We start from the raw sequence: 21,042 nt of genomic DNA on the forward strand, positions 1-21,042 counted from the left end.
TGCTGATTGATAGTGGAAAGAGACTAGTTAAACCGTTAAAGAGACAGGAGCAAAAGTTCCTTTTTAACGCTCTTTTATGGAAGTCCTTTCGTGGTGGTTAAGAGCTGGAATCGCCGTTATCTGAATAAATCAGGTAACGGCGATTCCGATTTTAGCTTGGAAGTTCTTTAAGAAATCATCCTTTAGAACTCTACTTTCGGAGCTTTTTCGCTTCCTTCTTCCGCTTCAAAGTATGCTTTCTTGTCGAATCCGAACATCCCTGCAAATATGTTTTTCGGGAAACGGCGGATATTGGTGTTGTACGATTGTGCCGCATCATTGAAGTTTTTACGGGCTACATTGATACGGTTTTCGGTACCTTCCAGCTGTGCCTGTAATTCAAGGAAATTCTGATTGGCTTTCAAGTCAGGATAATTCTCTGTGATAGCCAATAATTTGCCAAGTGCAGACATTACAGCACCCTGTGCTTTTTGATATTCTGCCAGCTTTTCTGGAGTCAGACCTTCGGCATCCACTTTGATCTGTGTGGCTTTGCTACGTGCTTCTACCACTCCTTCCAATGTCTCTTTTTCATGAGAAGCATATCCCTTTACGGTGTTTACAAGATTGGGTATCAGGTCTGCGCGACGTTGGTATTGGGTTTCTACATTTGCCCATTGTCCGCTAACATTCTCATCCATGGTGACAAGACCGTTATATACACTGACTGCCCATATGACAAGGATAGCCACAACGGCTAAAATGATGATAATTGACTTTTTCATGTTTCTTACTTTTTGATGAGTATTTGATTATTTAATATTATCTGTAGGGATCAGAATCGTGAACCGGCTCCACCGCCGCCTCCCATTCCTCCGCCGAAGCTGCCGCCGCTAAAGCCTCCGCCACTGCCTCCGAATCCGCCGCCGCCTCCAAATCCGCCGATGAACGGACCGCCTCCGCCACCCCCTCTGTTGTGATAGTCGCTATCGTAGCTTTGCTGACGACGTATGATTGTATTTCCGCAGTTCTTGCAAGTATAGGTGACATCTTCCGTCTTTACCCCATTGACACGTGATACAAGTCTGCTTCCGGTTCTTTGCAGGGCATGTTTCCCGCATTTGGGGCAACGGCTCTGATTTCTTGCGGCAAAGAACGCTATCCCTACACCGATTACAGCGAACAGGATAACAGCGAAAATGAAATCCATCGATTCATTATTCGATTCAGAAAGCGATTCATTTTCCATTGATCCGTCAAGTCGCTGGCAAGTCGCCCGGATTCCGGCTACCATTCCTTCATTCCAGTTGCCGTCTTTCAGATATGGAATCATGTACTTAGTCTGGATACGTTTGCATATTGCATCGGGAAGTACCCCTTCCAAACCGTATCCGGTGTAAAACTGGATGCAGCGTTGGTCGGTGACTAACAGGATAACGAGTCCGTTATCTTTTCCTTTCTTGCCTACTCCCCATTGATTGAGCAGCTGATGGCAAAAATCAAAACACTCCATATCACCAATCGAAGGAACTATGGCAACTACCGTTTCAATCCCCGTCTGTTGTTCCAGAGCGTGGAGCATAGTGTCTATTGTGTCACAAGCAGCTTGCGAAAGTATCCCTGCCGGATTGCATACATACTGCATTTTATTTTGCAGATGTACTTTTGGCAAGTTGTCTACCGTATATACCTTTTCTTGGGCTTGCAGTGGAATCAGTAGAAAAGTAGCAAGTATAAGCGTCAATATTGATTTCATAACAATCATTTTACATTTGCAAATATAGAAACTTTTTCTGTTATGATTCCAAAACTCCTTGTTATAATAGGTTTAATGAATATACCGCCCGACGAAATCCCGTACTTTGTCGGTGTATTCCTGTTTATTCTCTTTGTACGAGAGGGCATGGGCTGCTCCCGGTACGATCCAGAGTTCTTTGGGTTCCGGCTTTGCTTCATAGAGCGGATAAACCATCCATGTGGGGACATATGTATCTTTGTCTCCATGAATAAACAGCATGGGCAGCTCACATTTCTCTACCTGCTTTAGCGAGGAAGCTTCTTTGAAGTTCCATCCGTATTTTTTCTCGCATAACCAGCTTGTAGTGTACATTAACGGGAAAGCAGGCAGGTGGAAGGAAGATTTGAGTTCGTGCGAAAATTCATCCCATACACTGGTGTAGCCGCAATCCTCTACAAAACATTTCACATAAGGTTGCTGCTTTTCGCCGGATACCATCATTGTGGTGGCACCTCCCATTGAGATACCATGTACTACCATTTGAGTACTGTCTCCAAAGATTTCATTTGCAATGTTCATCCATTGCAAAACATCGATCCTGTCTTTCCATCCCATTTGGATGGCTCGTCCTTCGCTCTCTCCCTGATGTTGCAAGTCGGGAAGCAGGATATTATATCCCAGATCACGATTATACAGATAGCCGATCATGAACATACGGATAGCATTGTCGGTGTATCCATGAACGATTACCGCTGTTTTACTGGTTGGAGCAGGTGCGGCGATGTAAAAAGCGTGTAACTGTATGCCTTGCGGATTGATAATGAATGTATCCTTCAGAGCATTCACTTGTTTCAGGCTATCCACCCACGGACGCAGGAAAGGATAGTTTCTGTACATATAGGGATATGAATCGGCGTCTTTAGACAATATTTTGGCATTCGGCGTCAAGGAGAAGTTCAACATGTAGAAACTCCCGCCGATTGTGCAACTGGTAAATACCAGCATGATAATAATAATGCTGTAGACTGCTCTTTTCTTCATAATAAATCCCCTCAATTAAAATATCACGCCCTTATTCTTAACTCTATCAGAAAACGGCTGTCAGTACCTTTATCTTATCGGTGCCATATTTCCCAAGCGGCAAATGCCTGTAAAAGTAGCATTTCCAAACCGTTTTTCGTAACAGCACCTTGTGCTTCTCCCTTTTTCATGAAAAGAGTGACGTTTGGATTATATAACAAATCGTAAAGCAAATGGTTTGGAGTGAGCAGTTCGTAAGGAATGTTGGGGCAGAAATCTACTTTGGGGTACATTCCTACCGGAGTACAGTTGACGATTACGGTGTATTCCTCCATGATTTCCGGAGTCAGTTCTTCGTAAGTCAGCATATCGTCGGTCTTGTGTGTCCGCGATACAAATACGCTTTCGATACCCAGATTCTTGAGTCCGTGATAAACAGCTTTGGAAGCACCTCCGGTGCCGAGGATCAGTGCTTTTTTGTGCTGAGGTTGTAGCAGCGGCTGAATAGATTGTGTAAAACCGATGATGTCGGAATTGTAGCCGACCAGTTTTACTTTTCCTTTTGGTTGGCGGATAATCTTAATGACGTTTACAGCGCCAATTTTAGCTGTATCCCGATCGAGTTCGTTCAGAAAAGGAATCACTTGCTCTTTGTAGGGGATGGTGACATTGAGCCCGCACAAGTTGGGATTCTCTTCAATAACTTCCATAAAATCATTGATATTGGGAATCTCGAAATTCACATATTCCGCATTGATGCCTTCGGATCTAAACTTTTCGTTAAAGTAGCCGATTGAAAACGAATGTCGCAAGGGGTAGCCGATTAAACCGTATTTTTCCATGACACGAAAGGATTAAATTAATTATTCATCATTCTTCATTATTTTGTCGCCGTATAAAGTGTGCAGATACCAAATGTCAACCGTCGGAAATGAACTTCGCCGAATCCGGCTTTCGATATGACTTCTTTCATGACTTCCCCTTGGGGAAATACTTTGATAGTGTCCGGCAGATAATGGTAGGCACTGTTATCTTTGGAGAGGAGTTTGCCAAGCAATGGGATAACTACTTTCGAGTAGATGGCGAACAGTTGCTTCATGGGGAAGCGATCCGGAGTAGTCAGTTCCAGGATAACCAGATGTCCGCCCGGTTTCAGTACACGACACATTTCGGAGAGGCCTTTGTCCAGGTCTTCAAAATTGCGGATACCGAATGCTACGGTGATAGCGTCAAATCTATTGTCGGCAAAGGAGAGAGAAGTGCAGTCCTCCCGGGCAAAAGAAATTTTGTCCGAGAGTCCTTCCTTCTTTACTTTTTCACGACCCACGTTCATCATGCCTTCCGAAATATCCGTTCCGATCAGTTCGTCAGGATTCAGTTCGCGGCAAGCGAGGATGGCGAAGTCTCCCGTTCCGGTGGCAACATCCATGATGTGCTGTGGGCGGAAGGGACGGAGCCAGGCAATGGCTTTACGGCGCCAGCTGCGGTCTATACCTAAAGATAAGGTATGATTCAGTTTGTCGTAAGCATGCGCAATGTTATCGAACATACGTTCCACCTGCTCGGTTTTCTTACCGTCTTCGTTGTAAGGCTTGATATGTTGTTGTGGGTAATCCATGCTTATTTGCTCAAGAAATTCATAACGTTCTTTTCGATACGTTCAGCGATGTTGCTGGTATCTTCTTTCACAAATTTCTCACCGGTGATATTCTCGAACAATTCGATGTAACGATCGCTGATGCTCTGTACGATAGCCGGAGTCATTTCAGGAACTTTCTGGCCATCCTTGCCTTGGAAACCATTTTCCATCAGCCATTCACGAACGAATTCCTTAGAAAGCTGCTTTTGAGGTTCGCCTTTTTCGAAGCGTTCCTGATAGCCGTCAGAGTAGAAGTAACGGCTTGAATCCGGTGTATGAATTTCGTCCATCAGATAGATAGTACCGTTGTGCTTGCCGAATTCGTATTTTGTATCAACGAGGATCAGACCGCGTTCAGCAGCGATTTCAGTTCCACGTTTGAAAAGAGCCAGTGTATATTTCTCCAGAGTCTCATATTCTTCGGGAGTAGCGAGTCCTTGTTTCAGGATTTCTTCCTTAGAGATATCTTCGTCGTGCAGTCCCATTTCCGCTTTCGTTGTCGGGGTGACGATCGGTTCCGGGAATTTCTCGTTTTCGCGCATACCATCCGGCAGTTTCACACCGCAGATTTCGCGGACGCCGCTTTTGTAAGTACGCCATGCGCTACCGCACAGATAGCCGCGTACGATCATTTCTACCGGAAAGCCTTCGCACAAAACTCCGACAGTAACCATCGGGTCCGGCGTAGCCATTTTCCAGTTCGGACAGATGTCAGTAGTGGCATCGAGGAATTTGGCTGCAATCTGATTCAGCATTTGGCCTTTGTAGGGGATACCTTCAGGTAAAACCACATCGAAAGCCGAGATACGGTCGGTTGCTACCATGACGAGTTTTTCGCCGTTGATGTTGTACACATCGCGCACTTTTCCGTGGTACACGCTTTTTTGTCCCGGAAAGTTGAAATCTGTTTTTGTTAATGCTTTCATTGTTTTATTATAATTACAAATTACAAGTTACAAATCACAGAAACGACTAGTTGTTGACCTGTTTCACCGGTCGTTCGCCGTTGATAACCAGTTGTTCATTCTTTCGTTTCTCCCTTTCGGCTTTCGCCTCCTTGTCGAATTTTTCGTAAGCATCTACGATGCGTTCCACCAGTTTATGGCGTACAATATCTTTTTTGTTCAATTCTACAAAGCTGATTCCCTTTACCCCTTTCAAGATGCGGAGTGCTTGCACCAGTCCCGAAGTTTGTGAGGCGGGGAGGTCAATTTGAGTCATATCTCCCGTAACGATCATTTTGGTATTCATACCCATACGGGTGAGGAACATTTTGATTTGTTGTGCAGTGGTATTCTGCGCTTCGTCCAGGATTACGACTGCGTCATTCAGTGTACGTCCACGCATAAATGCTAACGGAGCAATCTGAATAATGTTCAATTCCATGTATTCCTTTAACTTGGCAGCGGGGATCATGTCCTGCAGAGCATCATATAATGGTTGCAGATACGGATCGATCTTATCTTTCATATCGCCGGGCAGGAAACCGAGTTTTTCTCCGGCTTCTACAGCGGGCCGGCTGAGGATAATCTTTTTGATCTCTTTGTTTTTCAGCGCACGGACGGCGAGGGCTATGGCGGTATATGTCTTTCCCGAACCGGCGGGACCGATAGCAAATACCATATCGTTTTTGGCAAAGCCTTCCACCAGCTTCAGCTGGTTCTCGCTTCGTGGGATAATGGGCTTGCCGGTAACGCTGAAAACAATTACGTTTCCGGTCTGTTCCGCTTGCGGAGCATTCCCTTTTATAATGTCAATGATGACTTCCTCTTTCAGCGAATTATATTCGGCACAGTATTTTTCGAGTTTGGTGATATTTTCTTCGAAGGCACACATTTCCTCCTCATCGCCCAGCACTTTGATGACATTGCCGCGGGCAACGATGCGTAGCTTCGGATATAAAGCTTTAATTAACTGTATATTGGCGTTGTTTACGCCGTAAAAAATAACCGGGTCAATATCCTCAAGAACAATCAGTTTCTCTATCATTGAATCGTATTAAAGAAAAATTTCTGCAAATTTAGTGAAACGTTTTGGATTCTTCGGCTGTTTACGGGTGAATTTTATTGCAATTCTTCTACTATCCACTTCTCGATGTTTCTGGTCTCTTTGCTGAAGTTTACACCTATCTTGAATAGTTTTCGTGCATCAGTGGCAAATGCCTGTGCATAATGTTTGTCATTGATTTGTTGAAGCGCCTCTTCGGCAGTCCCTTCCAGCTTGAATTCCATCACGTAAATGAAGTGATCGGTTTGCAAAACAAGGTCAATTCTTCCCTGTGAAGTATGATATTCAGCTTTTACATAGAAACCGATCAGTTTGAATACGATAAAGAGTACGTTTTGATAGTGCAGTTCCAAGTCACGTATCAGTTCGTATGGTGTATCAGCAAAGAAACTTTGCAGACGATGGAAGAAGGCGTTATAATCACCTAGTTCTACTTCATCAATAAATTTACGAATTTGAAAAGGAGACTCAATTGCATCTATACTGGTATAAAATGGAAGGAGATATTTAACAAAACCTTCCTCTACTTTACGATTGGGAAAACCTAACTTATAAATCCCGAAACGTTTGTCGAACCCTTTGATCGTGAGATACCCACTCTGATAGATAACCGGTATCGGATTCCTGGAGGTCGAATCAATACTGTTCAGTACTTCTGCATCCGTTTCTTCATGCGTGATACGCTGAAGATCATAGTTCGATTTCTTCAGTAATTCCACTAGATAAGTCGGGGTACCGGTTTCGAACCAGTAGCTACCGAATTTCATCTTATAGAATGTATTGAGCAAGCTGAACGGGTTATATATTCCTATGGAGTCTTCTACGAAGTGATAGCCGTCATAACATTCTTTCAGTTCGGAGCATACTTCTTCATAAGTCATTTTCTGTTTGCTTGCCAATATTTGCACATCCTCTTCCATATTATCATGGATTTCTTTTTCCGTGATACCGCAAAGTTCTACGTACTGTTCATCCATTGAGATATCGATCAGATTATTCAGGTCGCTGAATACGCTTACTTTACCGAATTTAGTTACCCCTGTCAGAAAACCGAGTTTGATACATCCGTCTTTGCTTTTTAATGCGCCATAAAAAGGTTTCAGCGTATTTCGGAAGTACTTCTGTAACTCTTCATTTCCGATAGCTTGCAACATGGGTTTGTCATATTCATCCACAAGGATAACGACACGTTGTCCGGTCTGTTCGTAAGCACGTTGTATGATACCTGCAAAACGCAGGGAGAAAGATACTTCCGATGGGCGTGCGCCGTACAGGCTCTCCCATTTCTCCAGGTTATCATTGAGTATTCCGTCGAGACTTTCGGGGGTATCATACTTTTCATTGTTCAAGTCCAGATGCAGTATCGGGTGCTTTATCCAATCCTTTTCCAGTTGTTCGATGGCAAGTCCCTCGAAAAGTTCTTTTTTTCCCTGATAATATGCTTCAAGAGTCGAAATCAGCAAACTTTTTCCAAAACGGCGGGGACGGCTCAAGAAGTAGTAACGACCGGTCTTTACTAATTGGTAAATAAGTCTTGTTTTATCTACATAGAAATAGCCGTCTTTTCGGAGGCTTTCAAAATTCTGTATGCCGATAGGGTATAGCTTACTCATAATCTGATTTTTTTTAGCGTTGGATTCGTACAAAGATAGCCGTTTCCCATCATAACGCAAAATTTAGTCTGAAGGTTTTGTACTATCCAGTCCAAATTCTAAGCAATTTATACTCATCGTGCAGTGATGTGGAAACATCCCTGTTTTAATTCATATTTTATGTAGCATTTATCGGCTTGGCGCAAGTCTCTCAACACTTCAGACAGAACGAGCTTCAAGGTATCGGCATTGACATCCTGCAGAGGTCGTCCGTCTTCGTCTTCCACCTTTTTGAATCGTTTCCAGCTGACGTCAAAGGTTGCGCCATAGCAATGGGCGGAGTTTGCGGAAGCGTTTCCATTCCGACGGCGGAGACGCTTCACGTCACTCTGCGAACGTAGTACGGAAGTGACGATAATCTGATTTGGGTTCAACCCTTTTGCTGTCAGTGAATCAAGAAAATTGGAGCCGATGGTGTCGAGCAATTCGCTGGCGCGGGGGACCAGATAGGGGATGGAATGCGTCAGAGAGTCTACTGTGTAAAATTGGTTGTCGGTGATATGGATAAGCTGTTCTTTCATCTTTTCGGCGGCGTCCCTGTCTTCCGGCGGGCAGATGCCGACGGCTTGGGCCACGGCGAGATGTTTATCATTCAAATCCGGGAAAGAACGTTTGTAACTGACTACACCACGGATGTTGCGGGGTTCGTTCAGTTTGAGAGACATATCTTTCTTTTTGCAGCCGGCAGTAAGAGTGACAAGCCCCGTAATCAATATAAATAAAGGCAGAAGGTGAAGTTTATGGTTATTCATTTTTAATATTTTGCTCGCAAAGATATAAAAAAAATGCCTACCTTCAAAATGAAGGCAGGCAATCTCTATGAAATAATTTATGGTTATTTCTTCTTCTCTCTTTTTTCTCCTCCGGCTTTCCGGCAGGTTTCTCTTCCGTTTTGCTTTCCGGATTGATGATACCCTTTACCGTTTCGCCGATAGGCAGTTTATCCAGTACACCGAGACTTGGGGCCACTGTTTTCACCAGTGAACTGAGGAAATTGCTTGTACCTCCGTTTCCTCCGTCGAATACGGTGATATTGCCTAGGTTCATGTGTTCGAAAGCCTTCACTTGTTCTCCGGCAATTTCCTTCCATTGGTCTACCATCTTGTATTGGATGGCGATGGCAGGGTTCGATTCTGCTGCTCTGACCATAGCCTCGAAACCTTCTGCTTCTGCGAGCAATGACCTCTTCTTACCTTCTGCTTCCGCTTCCAGTTTCAGTTGGATAGCTTTGGCTTCCGCTTCCGCTTGTGCCAAAGTCGCTTTTGCACGTGCTTCCGCTTCACGGGTAATCTTTTCGGCGATGGCATTTGCCTGAAGGATAGCCTCCTGTCTTGCGATCTCTGCCGGAACGATCTTTTCAGCTTTCAGTGAAGATTCTACTTTCTTCGCTTTTGCTTCTTCCACTTCTTTTTGGGCGATTTCCCGGGCAGTTTGTACGGCAGCTTCCGATTTTGCAGCGGCTTCACCGGCTTGCTTGTCGGCATTTGCCTGTGTGACGGCTAATTCGGCATTTGATAAGGCCACTTCCTTCTGTGCGTCATTACGTCCGATAGCCGCTTTCTTAGCAGCTTCTGCCTGTTTGATTTCCATGTCGGAGTTCAGTTCGGCGACACGGCTTTCCTTTTCGGTGTTTGCCTGCTCGATGCGGATATTCTTTTCCGCTTCCGCTTTGGCCACTTGCGATTCTTTTTCTGCGTTGGCAAAGGCTACCTGAGAGATTCTCTCCTTATCCGCATTTGCTACAGAGATTTCCTGTTGCTTCTTGGTTTCGGCAATGGCGATATCCTGGTCTTTGCGGGTTTCCGCAACCTTTGTTTCACGTTCCTTTATCTGATTGGCAATTTTGATAGCACCCAGCTTTTCCTGTTCTTCGATGTTGGCTTGTGCTTCGTTCAGAGCCTTGCTTTCAGCTTCCTTACCCAGGTTGACGATGTAGTTGGCAGCGTCGCGGATATCACTGATGTTGATGTTCATCAGATACAAACCGAACTTGCGAAGTTCCGTGTCGATGTTGTCTTTTACTTTCGACAAGAATTTATCACGGTCGGAGTTCAGCTCTTCGATAGTCATGTCCGCAATCACCAGACGCATCTGACCGTATACTACATCCGTAATCAGGTTCTGTTTGTCATCCATTGTCAGTCCCAGCATACGTTCGGCAGCATTCTGCATCACTTCCGGGTCTGTGCTGATAGCTACGGTGATGGTAGTGGGTACGTCCACACGGATATTTTGGGCAGATAGGGCGCCTGTTAGTTTACAGTCTATCTGCAATGGTTTCATAGAAAGGAATTCGTAGCCCTGAATGATCGGCCATACGAAAGCGGCCCCACCGTGATATAACTTGGCTGATTTCTTTTCTCCCCCTGTTTTACCGTATACTACGAGGACTTCGTCACTCTTACATTTACGGTAACGCGACAGGATGCCGATAAAAGTAAGCAGAATGACCGCCACTAGTATAGCAGCCATGATTAGCATTTCTTGTGTCATAAAATTGTGTATTTGAATAGTTATTTAATGTATAAAGTTCCGTCTTTGTAGCTGCTGATGATTGTTTTGTCTCCGGTCTGATATGCTTTCCCGGTTTCGGAGATCACGTCCACTTCGCGCATGGCGCCGTCCCGGCTTGTCTGTACTGTATATTTGTTATCACTTTGCTTGAAGTAAATGGTACATTCCCGTCCTACCAATTGATCGGTCTCTTCAGACCGGTTCACTTGCTGCAGTTGATAGGCTTTCTTATAAAGGAACCATACGGCAAAGACAAAGAACAGACCTACCAGAATTCCGATTGCATAACTTGCTATATCGGCATTTCCTACGAGGTACATATACCATCCGAATCCGATCCCGAAGTGGGTGAGACCTTTGAAAGATACTACGCTGCTGATATCAGCATCCACGTCCACATCTGCATCTATGTCTCCGAAGAAAATGGATAATACGAATTGAATAAGAAAAATTCCTGTAGTGACGAGGGCGATGATTAGGAAGATGGTATGACTCATAGTAATTCTGTATTAATATAAATGTATCAGTTATAATACTCCAAATATACAGGTTTATAAGAGATAAACAAAGATAATGTGATAAAAAGTAGATATGTTTCGAAAAGTTTTCATTTTCAGATTGCCTCTGTTCAATTACCTGTGTTATCAATATACAATTACTCTTGTATAATTTTGGGACCAATCCGGACTATTGTAACCGTATACGAGGAAAGGATTATTAGGCTTCATGGCTATTACATGTTTTACGTTATACATTTTTGTAATACAAAGAATACAATAAATAATCAGATATGCAAAGAATCACTCACATAAGATATTCATTTCTTGATCTCCCAAAAGCCATTACGACGTCCGTTTTTGCGTTCTATAATACCTCTTTCACTTAAGTTTACGGTCATGGATTTGACGGTTCTCTCAGATTTTCCTATGTGTTGTGCTATTTCTTTTTGTGTTGCATTTGGTTTTTCTTTGAGGTAGTTAAGTACGGCTATCTCTTCCAAAGTGCAGTCTAAAGTGCAATTTTTGCACTTTGGAATATCCATATCAGTCTGTTTTGCACTTTGAATGGCTTCCTTTTCGATTTCGTCGATCTGTAGATTTCGATTTTTAAGTTCATTTTGTTCGTTGAGAATCAGGTTTCTGAAGAATTTTTCTAAAAATTCGGTCGTGGCATACACACCTTTGGTTAGGTCATTATAGTTAGCTCTGACGAGAGCATTGCGGAAGTACCAAGAATGGTTGGCGAAGGTTTCGTTACTGAAATTGAATCCAAAAGTATGCAGATATTTGATCGTGAATACGGCTGTTGTGCGTGTATTTCCTTCACCAAAGGCGTGTATTTGCCATATTCCAGAAACGAATCGGGCAATATGTCTGATGGCCTCATCTATATTCAGATTTTTATAATCAAAAATCTTTTCTTGAGAGAAATCATATTCCAAGGTTTCGCGGATACTTCCTGCACTGGCATAAAGTACTGTTGCTCCTTTCAGTACCCATTCATTCTTTGTAATATTGTAATCCCGTATTTGTCCGGCATGGCTGAATATGCCTTCAAATAAATGCCGATGAATAGCCAAGTATTCGATAGGTGAGAATGTGAATGTATTCTCCGAAAGGATCTCTGTTATTCTGGCTGAGACCTTATCGGCTTCTTCCGTACGATCTTCGCTAGATGAACGGGCAACCTTTGATTTGTAATAACTATCAACTAATTGTTTGACCTCGTCAATAGTGATATCCCCTTCAATGTGTTGGCGGGCTTTTTCCTTCAAATATTCCGAAGGTTTAAGACCATCAACAGCTTGCAGGCCAATGGCTGTTTGCCAAGCGTATCCTTTCTCCCGCTTATGCGGTTCGCTCTGTCTTATGTATTCCTCGAAGTCGTTCATCTTTTACGTTATACATTTTATGTAATACAAAGAACGCAATAAATAATCAGATATGCAAATCATGTGAACTCCTGCGAATCATAACTTATGCTTCCGGTGAATTGTTGTTCACAAACAAAACAAGCTTTTCTTTCTTGTAATCAGAAAAAAAAACGTAGTTTTGTGATACCTAAGAAAAGGAAACGATATGGAACAACAAGACAGATATATCAGATTTGATTGGGCGCTACAGTACCTTCTTCGTCGAAAAGCAAATTTTGGTGTACTTAAGGGTTTTTTGGCCGTTCTGTTGGACGAAGCTCGTCAAAAGCTGATTTATTATAATATGCCTAAGGAAGAACGGCATGCTTATGATGAGTATTTGAGCATTATTATGATACAAAATGACGTATTGGATGGAGCCAAATAGGAAGGAAGAATAGAAGGTCGTTTGGAAATCGCCCGGAATCTGAAATCAATGGGGATGGACACGGCAACGATTCAAAAAGCCACCGGATTGTTGCCGGAAGAAATTCAAGATTTGTAAATATAGCTATCATTTTTGCTTCATTGACATGAGGCTATCACTTTGACAAGTTAAAAAGGCTTCTACGGGTTGGAAGCCTTTCTTATGGGCGATGCAATCTGAAGACATTTCGCGAATTATAACTTACGTTTCCATGTTTTCCTGTCAAAATCACCAAATCGTGAAACTTATTTTTCGTCCCAATCCTTGGAATATTTTAAAAAGAGTAGACAGTTGTATGTCGGCATGTCCATTCTCAATGCGAGAAATATAGCTTTTCTTTGTGCCGATTTTAGCAGCCAGTTGTTCTTGCGTCATGCCCGCTTTCAATCGTTCTGCTTTCAATCGTTCACCTATGATAAAGGCTTCGCATCCTCGCTCGAATTCATCTCTTTCGGGGGTTCCTATAGCACCAAAATCTTCGGTGATCAAATCTTCTATAGGAGTACATCCATTAATCTTCATTTTTTCATTTGTCATCATCATTTGTTCTCCTTTCATTCTTTTTTTGAGCAAAATATTCATTCATGATTCGCAGTGCTCTTTCTATTTCTCTAACAGGTGTCTTTTGAGTTTTCTTTTGAAAACCATTAAATAATATCACCAAGTTTCCTTCATCCATACAGCAAAAAATGCGATATATATTTCCTCCTTCTTCAACACGTATTTCAAAGAGACCTTTTGTGTTTGCAATAGCTTTCAGATACTTTACCGGCACTTTCTCCAATGTCATGATATAAATAAATATCTGATAAACTTTGCACAATACTTCTTTAGATAAAGTCTTTTTAAACTCTTTGAAGTAACTGGAATATGCTACGACTTGGCGAACATATCTTCTTTTCTCTGTCATCGATCTGTATTTTAGATAACAAAGGTAACTAATCCGTGAACAATAAACAAGACTTTTTCATTTTTGTTTGCTCATTCTATTATAATCAGTTTATGTTATTCCATTTTCTTTTTGCACAAAAAATCCCCACCCACTCAGCGCTACTTTCACAAGCTGCCTCTGAGTGGATTGAGGAACACAAACAAAACAAACAATATATTGTGTAATTCTTTATAAGGATTATGAAGCGTGTACTTTTGGAGACAGCCTTTTTATGCTGCAGGGCAATCAAGTACAAGCAGCGAATCTTCGCACAGTGTAATGGAACACTTTTCCAAAATACTGAGGTCGATTTCTACTTTTATCCGACCGCAGACATCTTGCACTTTGTGTCTGAAGTCTACAAAGCCCTTCACAAATTTTTCGATTCGGTTGGCTGAATGCTCATAAGCATACCAGCGCCCGTTCTCTTCAAACAGATAGGCTTGGCGCATATCTGATGATTCTAGTTGCAGGATGTCTTTTGGTGTCATAATATTTACTTTTAAGTTTTATTTATTTAACGTCACGAACACAACGAACAAATGAACCAACGGTGCCTTTTGTTATTTGTGCCATATCTACTGTAAAATGATCATTTTCGTTGAATTTCCAAGATGTTCTTGTAAAGGAACCATATCTATCCCCCCATGCTTCGGATGTTGGACGATTTTCAACTAATGCTGGGCTTTGGAGGTATATAATCATAAGTTCTCTTTGATTAGGTGCTCTCCATGTTCCCTTTTCCGATTCACTATTTTCATAGTAATCAGCACATACACTACGGTTAAGACCATTATTGCTTACAAGTGACTTCCAATCTGTCGCTTGGAATTTTCCTTTTCCAATGGTTGACATTCGGTCTTTTGCAATTTGGAATGCAGTATAAGGTCTATTGTATGAACTAAAATTGTGATGCAAATCTAGTTCTCTGTTTTCAACAATTGAAGTGCGTATACTTTGTGCATCAAAATAATCCATGTAGAATGTTCTAGTGTTACTATTATATCTATATATTGTCCCACCAATATTCTTGTCTGATGAAGGAGTTTGCGATTGTGTGTTAGAACTAACTCCCAAAGTGCGTACACATCTAAGTTTTTTAGGAGCTGTGGCATAGCCTACATCAGCAGCACCAAATGTTGCACCTTCTTCTGACCATATTCTTTTCTTGTCACTAGTAATATAATGATATATACCGTTAGTTTTACCAGCAGTTTTTCCTGGTTCTTTATCGTTTTCTCCGAATAGAGGAGTCGGTAAACTTTCTGCTCCTAAAAACATTCCTACTAATTGATCTGTAGCTGGCAAGTACCATTTTATTTCTTCTCCTTTTATATATCCATCATTGTTTTCATCTCTGTTACGTGACATACAATCATAGATTGCACTTTGGACATTGTTGTTTATCTTAAACGTATTATTGGAAGGAATGGTAACATCACCATAACTGCTTATTTGAGCTGATTCCCAAAAATAGTAAGTGTTTTGATAGCCGTTCTTTTGACTGCTTCCATAATAGTTACTATTCCAACCTGAAGTCACACCGGTTTCGTCGACATGCTCCATGCCAAGCGCAATTTTATCACTATTTAAGCCCGTTGTACTATAATATGTTTGAATAGACTTTTGGGTAATCATATATTTGGCACTGGCATAACTACTTTCTTCATCCGCACTTTTTAGAGGTTCGAATATTAATAGCGCATATCTGTTTTCTTTATTTGCAAACTCTTCCCAATGAGCTCTATTTCCCCAATTTTCAGTACCACAAGGATGTTGTTCGTAATAATATTCGTCTATAAATACTGTGTAGTAATATATATCTTTTTTGTGTGCTTCAACTTGAGCATCATTCCAGTTGTTTTTCTTTTTATTATTATCGAATTGTTGTTTTATACTATTTTCTAAACCGAATAAATCTATTAATCCTGACCCATTCTTTGGATATTCTTCTAATTTGTCAGCTACATTATTTGTGTTAGCTTTGAATCTAAGCCATTTATAATCATGATTTAGTTGTGGACTATCTTGCTTCGTTTCTCCAAAAGGAGTTTTTACAAAGAAATTTAATCCGGATGCTACTTGAGAGTAAGAGAATCCTAGAATTAGATATCCATAATGTGCGTCAATATTGTATATTTGAGTTTCAGAATCTACTACATCACCTTCCGCACCAGGTTGTGGCTCTTTTGTATGATCTGTAACTTCTGTTATGATAGAATTTACATCTTCAATGGTGACGTTATAAGTATATTTTTTGTTTCTTTCGTTTTTAAAATCATCAGCTTGGTTTTTTACATAGCCTAAATGAATAACATAAGTGGCATCAGCTACTCGTATACCATCCTTTCCATTTTCTATTTCCATATGCGCTTTTAATTCAACAAAAGTTGCGTATGGCTCTACATATTTATACTCTCCTGTATTTTTTTTATCATCATTCTTAACTTCTTCTTCACGTTCTTCATATTTACTTATTGTTTTGCCGTTATATGATTTGCTTTTTTTTCGATTTTCCAACATATAAAAATCGAAATTATACTTATCGTTCTCTGTGTCAAATCTGATGGATGCATCTGTATCTTTATAATCATCTTTGTTGTCAGTGACTGCGTCATCATAATTACCGTGAGTTAATATATAAGACTTAGATGGTACATTATATACTTTCCAACTTTTGGGCTCAAATGATATGATTTTACCCCCGTTTGTTTTCATTTTCGGGTTGATCTTGAATGTGATGTGTGAATCAAGACGGGTAAGACTAATTTTTCCTGTGAGCGTAGTTGTTTTATCTATTATATTACAATACCCTGTTTGAGGTTGATTGCTTCCGTCTGTATATGCGCCACTCATTACTAATGCTGGAGCTGAACGTTCAACATTGCCTTTGATAGTCAATTCAACCCACGTATCTTGTAGATCCTGGAGATTATTGATTTTGTCTAATCTGCTGACAATATTCCCACCTAAATCATTACCATTAACGTTGGCTATTCCATAAATGAGGCTTTCACCGCTAGTCGTTTTAGTTTTAAAGTTCCAGATGAAGTCGTTCCGGAAACCTGACTACCTGTTATTACTTTTGAAATGGCATCACTATCATAATATCCTCCACCGGCTTTTCGTATTTGATTATTATTTGCATCAAATATAAAAATGTATAAATCGTTTACTTGAAATTCACCTTCGTCAGTCAATCCACGTGTTGTAACTTTTTCCATTGAAGGGACAGAAAATTTGAAACCAACTTCTACCGGAACGCCTTCCACTATGTTGGATGTTTTATATATTTCATCCTCTGTGCAAGCATTGAGAAATGCACAAGCGAACATTAGATATATTATATTTTTTATTACTGCTAATATGTTGTTTTGCTTTTTCATCTGACTTTCCTCCTTGTATTAATTGAATGATGGGATATCAACAGTTTTTTCTTCCCATAATTTTACTTCATATTCTAAAGTTGGCTCTACATTAACTTCCATTTTCACACTTCTAATGTTGAATACATACAGATAATTACGTAGCACATTGTGTGGAGTATCATTTTGGGTAAATGCTAATGTGTAATTTTTTGCAACACCTTTTACTATTGCATTTATTTCAAGGTAAACTTTTTGTTCCTTGTTTACTCCTATATTCTTATGTTCAGGAATATAGAAATGATTCTCGTATGCATTTCCTTCTGTTCCAGTTAATGATCCAGAAGATATTGGCGACTTTGATTGAGTCGTACCATTGGGTATATTGGGTTCATTTACTTTAGAAGATGTACAATAGCCTTTTATATTATAGTTGCATAATTTAATTTCAGTGATTCTGAAATTATCAAGTCCATGACCTTCATTCACTGTTACATTGACTTTTGCAATGGCACGTGTTAAACTCAATTTTGCAGTATTGTAATCACCTTCTTGAAGCGGACTTATCTCGCATTCTCCCGACATAGGTATATAAGTACTCCAGTTGTCAGTAGCGCGGTAGTCAAATACTAATTGGTTATATAGATTATCTGGAGTTGATTGATTTTTAATTAAAGTTGGAGCAGTAACGCCTTTACTTTCACCATTCACAACTACTATGAATTTTACTGCTTTGTCAGCTAGATATTTTTCACTTAATCTTCCTTGTATTGTTCGTGTGTTTTCTCCATCTGTTCCAAATATAGATACGTACTGCACTTCTTCCTTGAATTTGTTTTCTTGGAATGCATATATATGTACGTCCTTTATTTTTCGTTCATTCATTTCTCCTTCAGTAGTATTACCGTCGGTTTCTCCTGCTCTTGTTACGGAACTATTAATAGCAAAATTCAGTACGAGGCTTACCCGTGCGTCTGTTACCATTTGTTTGCTCTTGCTGTCCGGACACTCATCCATAACTCCGTCTGAAACACACGACGTTGCCATCATGCAGAGGATAGCCAGCAAATAATATGTCAATTTAGAGTATTTCATTCTTTGTTATATTAAAGTTCAATATCATTAATTTGGATGATCCAGTCATTTACATCGATTACAGTTTTGATGAGTGCAAGCTTTTCGTCTACAAAAATCTTTATGGTATATTCGTCTTCACGATCCAAGTATTCTTGGAGAGAATAGTTTCGATCTTTATATTTTTCCGCATCTACTTCTTCGAAGTATTTTATCAAGTCATCACTGTGGAACAGTACTTCTTGTGTTTGAGAGTTCTTGATCGTCAATTCAGGAGTTTGTCCTTTTACGAGTCTTGCCACGCTCAAATCGGAGGTAATGCCGTTATACTCTTTGGCAGGTTCGTTTTCTGCACTAAAAGCTTTTGTTGTTACAATTTCGGCTTTGGTATTGTACGGCTTATATGTTAATAGATTGTCTTCGAGCAATGAGTTGTCATAGCTCATGTATCCATTATCATCGTATATCGCACATTGGAAAGTTTCTTCTGTCAATGCTTTGGTTATGGGGCCATTGGACTGATTGACTTGTGCGACGATAACATGGATGGTATTGGTGTTTTTCACTAATGACACGTTGGTGATTTGTTGTCTTCCACTGCGGGTAGTCGGTCCTTTTTTAACTTCACCGTGCCAAAGCGAATATAGACTGTTGTCTACTATATATAAGTCCTTTTCATCTTCTGAGATGCTTCGGGTGGCTTGTTTGCGTAATGTTTTTACAGCTAATTCCTCAATCTTTGATTGATTGGGGTATAGCAAAGGAACTGCAAATGATTCATCATTTAATCCTGCCCATACTACTAGGCGGTATTGAGAAGGATCTATTCCTTCAATATTCATTGCATAATCTCCTTCGCCCAATGGTTCACCTTCATCAGTCTTCTGGTAAACAAGGTTGTTGTTATCATCAAAAGCATAAAGAGTGACGGTTCTTACCTGTTCGGCAAATACGTCCTTTTCTTCCATATTGTAGTCATACTTGAACTTGACACAATATTCGATGTCGCAATCTTCATTGTAATTCAATACTGAATCACAGGATGTGATTGCACCAGCCAATATTGCAAGTGACAATATCTTGTTTGCCTTTTCTTGTATGGTAGTTAATATTTGTTTCATCATTTCTTTTTTTATGCTTTTGCGGAGCGTATGTTTTGTTTGGATGTAATGCTCTGTTTTTGTAGAGAAGAAAAAGTATCGGGAGAGGAGAAAGCCTCTCCCGATATATTATTTAGAAATTAGAGTTCAAAATCATTAACTTGGATAGTCCAAGGATTGATTGTAGTTTCAACTACCAATTTTGTTGTTTTATCTTCTGGATCAAGAGCAGGTGTCGGAGTACCAATCTCTTTAATCTTACTTACATTTAATTTATACCAGTTGTTACGTAGGATTGATGCTGCTTTATCTGGAACAATTGTGTTAATAGTAGCTTCATAATAGCATATACCTCCATCGTACTTTTTAATACCTAAATTAGCTAGATCTTCACGAGACGTTTCAGCTGTGATGGCATTGATTGCAGCGTCATTGTAATATGCCTTCATTTCTGCCAAATCTTTAAATATATAGTAAGCTTCAGGATTTTGTACTGCTCTGATATAGAAATCAGATTTGATAGCAGTTTCACCAATATAAACTTGACCTTTATAGTGAACTTTTGTAGGATTACTATTACCATAGTTTTCTAAGCAATAGGTAATTTCATTATCAGCATCTTCCTCCTTTGTAAGCCATTTGTAGTATGTGTCTAAAGGATATGATCCTTGTGCGGAATATGCTTGTAAATAGTTAATAGCACCAATCGTACTATTAAAATAACTTTTGTCTCTTGTTTCATTTAAAGCAAAAGTGTTATTTGACAAGTTTGAGTATGAATGAGATAATAACTGGATCTTAACTGCTGCAGTCTTATCGTCTTTGTCTGTATATTTCACACCCTGAGCATCAATAGTAAATGGGGTCTTTTGCGTTTTCTCGTCTAATTTAGCAGCTACACGATCTACGTTAATCTCTGCTTTATTATCTGTTCTTCCAGCTACTATATTTATTGATTTTGCTGTTTTACCACTCATCATAAATTTGTTTGGTGCGGCAATTCCGGCTGCAAGGTAACCTAATCCAGTTTCAGGCAGTATAAGGGCTTCTGTAAGAGCTAGCGTTGCAGGATTTACATTCTCATCAATATTTAAGTTATTAGGATTGATGAATGCATATACTGTAACATCATTACCTGCATCTACAGTAAATTCTGTTGTAGTATACTTTTTCGCACCGTTAGCTGCCTCTGTAATAGGTGTCAATTTGTCATATACAAGTTTCTTGCCTCCATTTGCATATTGAAGTACTACTGTAATTGATGATTGATTTACGTTCCATTCTACTTCTTCACCATTTACTTTGTCACCACTATTGTCACCAGTAGCTCTCGTTTGATTTGCGAAATTGAAATAAAGTTTCATGCTCGCTTCTTCAGTTGGAGTTTGGTTACCGTTGTCAACGATTTCGTCAATGTCATTGCTACAAGCTGTCATGGCTGCTACTGCCAAACCTGCTAATAATAAATTTTTTACTTTCATTTTTGTTTTGATTTTAATGTGTGATGCTATAATTCTTTTTTTTGGTTTGCACACTATATATAATGTATACTGTGCTAATTGTTTTTTTTCTTCTTTTGAGGAGAGTCATCTAAAGGATGAGGAGCGTTTGTTTTGTTAAAAACATCATTTTCTTTTTAATAGGAAGCCCTTATATTATATAAGGAAAGAGAAGTAACTTCCGA

20 protein-coding genes and 1 pseudogene are annotated in these 21,042 nt (G+C 40.2%); 1 reads left to right on the forward strand and 20 read right to left on the reverse strand.

Annotated elements, in window-relative coordinates; translation table 11 throughout:
- Window positions 1-182: 182 nt before the first annotated feature.
- The 12 genes from HMPREF9007_RS22330 to HMPREF9007_RS22275 all read right to left on the reverse strand — a co-directional run bounded on the left by HMPREF9007_RS22330 (window position 183) and on the right by HMPREF9007_RS22275 (window position 12,440).
- Complete coding sequence (locus HMPREF9007_RS22330) at window positions 183-764, reverse strand: LemA family protein (RefSeq protein WP_008759886.1); 582 nt, start codon at window positions 762-764, stop codon at window positions 183-185.
- 50 nt (window positions 765-814) lie between these two features.
- Window positions 815-1,735, reverse strand: a complete 921-nt coding sequence (locus tag HMPREF9007_RS22325; RefSeq protein WP_022470695.1) for a TPM domain-containing protein — start codon at window positions 1,733-1,735, stop codon at window positions 815-817.
- Window positions 1,736-1,807: 72 nt separating this feature from the next.
- Complete coding sequence (locus HMPREF9007_RS22320) at window positions 1,808-2,758, reverse strand: alpha/beta hydrolase (protein WP_008759888.1); 951 nt, start codon at window positions 2,756-2,758, stop codon at window positions 1,808-1,810.
- A gap of 74 nt (window positions 2,759-2,832) precedes the next feature.
- On the reverse strand, window positions 2,833-3,579 hold the full coding sequence (locus tag HMPREF9007_RS22315) for a shikimate dehydrogenase (RefSeq protein WP_008759889.1): 747 nt from the start codon (window positions 3,577-3,579) through the stop codon (window positions 2,833-2,835).
- Window positions 3,580-3,617: 38 nt separating this feature from the next.
- On the reverse strand, window positions 3,618-4,355 hold the full coding sequence (ubiE, locus tag HMPREF9007_RS22310) for a bifunctional demethylmenaquinone methyltransferase/2-methoxy-6-polyprenyl-1,4-benzoquinol methylase UbiE (protein WP_008759890.1): 738 nt from the start codon (window positions 4,353-4,355) through the stop codon (window positions 3,618-3,620).
- A gap of 2 nt (window positions 4,356-4,357) precedes the next feature.
- Window positions 4,358-5,302 (reverse strand): phosphoribosylaminoimidazolesuccinocarboxamide synthase, encoded by a 945-nt coding sequence (locus tag HMPREF9007_RS22305; protein WP_008759891.1) that lies wholly within the window; start codon window positions 5,300-5,302, stop codon window positions 4,358-4,360.
- 46 nt (window positions 5,303-5,348) lie between these two features.
- Window positions 5,349-6,365: a PhoH family protein gene (locus HMPREF9007_RS22300; RefSeq protein ID WP_008759892.1), complete on the reverse strand. Its 1,017-nt coding sequence runs from the start codon at window positions 6,363-6,365 to the stop codon at window positions 5,349-5,351.
- A gap of 74 nt (window positions 6,366-6,439) precedes the next feature.
- The gene (locus HMPREF9007_RS22295; RefSeq protein WP_008759893.1) at window positions 6,440-7,996 is read right to left on the reverse strand and encodes an ATP-binding protein; all 1,557 of its coding nucleotides are present in this window, start codon (window positions 7,994-7,996) and stop codon (window positions 6,440-6,442) included.
- A 113-nt stretch (window positions 7,997-8,109) separates the two neighbouring features.
- Complete coding sequence (locus HMPREF9007_RS22290) at window positions 8,110-8,787, reverse strand: DUF5715 family protein (protein WP_008759894.1); 678 nt, start codon at window positions 8,785-8,787, stop codon at window positions 8,110-8,112.
- 43 nt (window positions 8,788-8,830) lie between these two features.
- Window positions 8,831-10,528, reverse strand: a complete 1,698-nt coding sequence (locus HMPREF9007_RS22285) for a flotillin family protein (RefSeq protein WP_128567770.1) — start codon at window positions 10,526-10,528, stop codon at window positions 8,831-8,833.
- A gap of 20 nt (window positions 10,529-10,548) precedes the next feature.
- The gene (locus HMPREF9007_RS22280; protein WP_008759896.1) at window positions 10,549-11,046 is read right to left on the reverse strand and encodes a hypothetical protein; all 498 of its coding nucleotides are present in this window, start codon (window positions 11,044-11,046) and stop codon (window positions 10,549-10,551) included.
- Between the two features lie 320 nt (window positions 11,047-11,366).
- Window positions 11,367-12,440, reverse strand: coding sequence for a Fic family protein (locus HMPREF9007_RS22275; RefSeq protein ID WP_008759897.1), 1,074 nt, complete (start codon window positions 12,438-12,440; stop codon window positions 11,367-11,369).
- A 289-nt stretch (window positions 12,441-12,729) separates the two neighbouring features.
- Between HMPREF9007_RS22275 and HMPREF9007_RS0124535 the strand changes: the two are divergent.
- A pseudogene (locus HMPREF9007_RS0124535) lies at window positions 12,730-12,966 on the forward strand (hypothetical protein); the annotation flags it as partial.
- A gap of 150 nt (window positions 12,967-13,116) precedes the next feature.
- Here the strand turns inward: HMPREF9007_RS0124535 and HMPREF9007_RS22270 are convergent.
- The 8 genes from HMPREF9007_RS22270 to HMPREF9007_RS22240 form a co-directional block, all read right to left on the reverse strand.
- A complete protein-coding gene (locus tag HMPREF9007_RS22270) occupies window positions 13,117-13,446 on the reverse strand; it encodes a helix-turn-helix transcriptional regulator (protein WP_225651416.1) in 330 nt (109 codons plus the stop codon).
- A complete protein-coding gene (locus tag HMPREF9007_RS22265; RefSeq protein WP_008759900.1) occupies window positions 13,415-13,798 on the reverse strand; it encodes a type II toxin-antitoxin system RelE/ParE family toxin in 384 nt (127 codons plus the stop codon). Before HMPREF9007_RS22265 ends, HMPREF9007_RS22270 begins: the two co-directional genes overlap by 32 nt.
- Window positions 13,799-14,049: 251 nt before the next feature.
- Window positions 14,050-14,310 carry a hypothetical protein gene (locus tag HMPREF9007_RS26970; protein WP_008759901.1) on the reverse strand — a complete coding sequence of 87 codons (261 nt, stop codon included), beginning with the start codon at window positions 14,308-14,310 and terminating at the stop codon, window positions 14,050-14,052.
- A gap of 22 nt (window positions 14,311-14,332) precedes the next feature.
- Window positions 14,333-16,720, reverse strand: coding sequence for a DUF4906 domain-containing protein (locus HMPREF9007_RS22255; protein WP_277754605.1), 2,388 nt, complete (start codon window positions 16,718-16,720; stop codon window positions 14,333-14,335).
- A 92-nt stretch (window positions 16,721-16,812) separates the two neighbouring features.
- Window positions 16,813-17,205, reverse strand: coding sequence for a hypothetical protein (locus HMPREF9007_RS27405; protein ID WP_277754606.1), 393 nt, complete (start codon window positions 17,203-17,205; stop codon window positions 16,813-16,815).
- Window positions 17,206-17,223: 18 nt separating this feature from the next.
- On the reverse strand, window positions 17,224-18,279 hold the full coding sequence (locus HMPREF9007_RS22250; RefSeq protein WP_008759902.1) for a FimB/Mfa2 family fimbrial subunit: 1,056 nt from the start codon (window positions 18,277-18,279) through the stop codon (window positions 17,224-17,226).
- Between the two features lie 11 nt (window positions 18,280-18,290).
- A complete protein-coding gene (locus tag HMPREF9007_RS22245; RefSeq protein ID WP_008759903.1) occupies window positions 18,291-19,379 on the reverse strand; it encodes a FimB/Mfa2 family fimbrial subunit in 1,089 nt (362 codons plus the stop codon).
- Window positions 19,380-19,498: 119 nt separating this feature from the next.
- A complete protein-coding gene (locus HMPREF9007_RS22240; protein ID WP_008759904.1) occupies window positions 19,499-20,839 on the reverse strand; it encodes an Mfa1 family fimbria major subunit in 1,341 nt (446 codons plus the stop codon).
- Window positions 20,840-21,042: the final 203 nt, after the last annotated feature.

Source organism: Bacteroides sp. 1_1_14 (assembly GCF_000162515.1).
Classification (GTDB): Bacteria; Bacteroidota; Bacteroidia; order Bacteroidales; family Bacteroidaceae; genus Bacteroides; species Bacteroides thetaiotaomicron.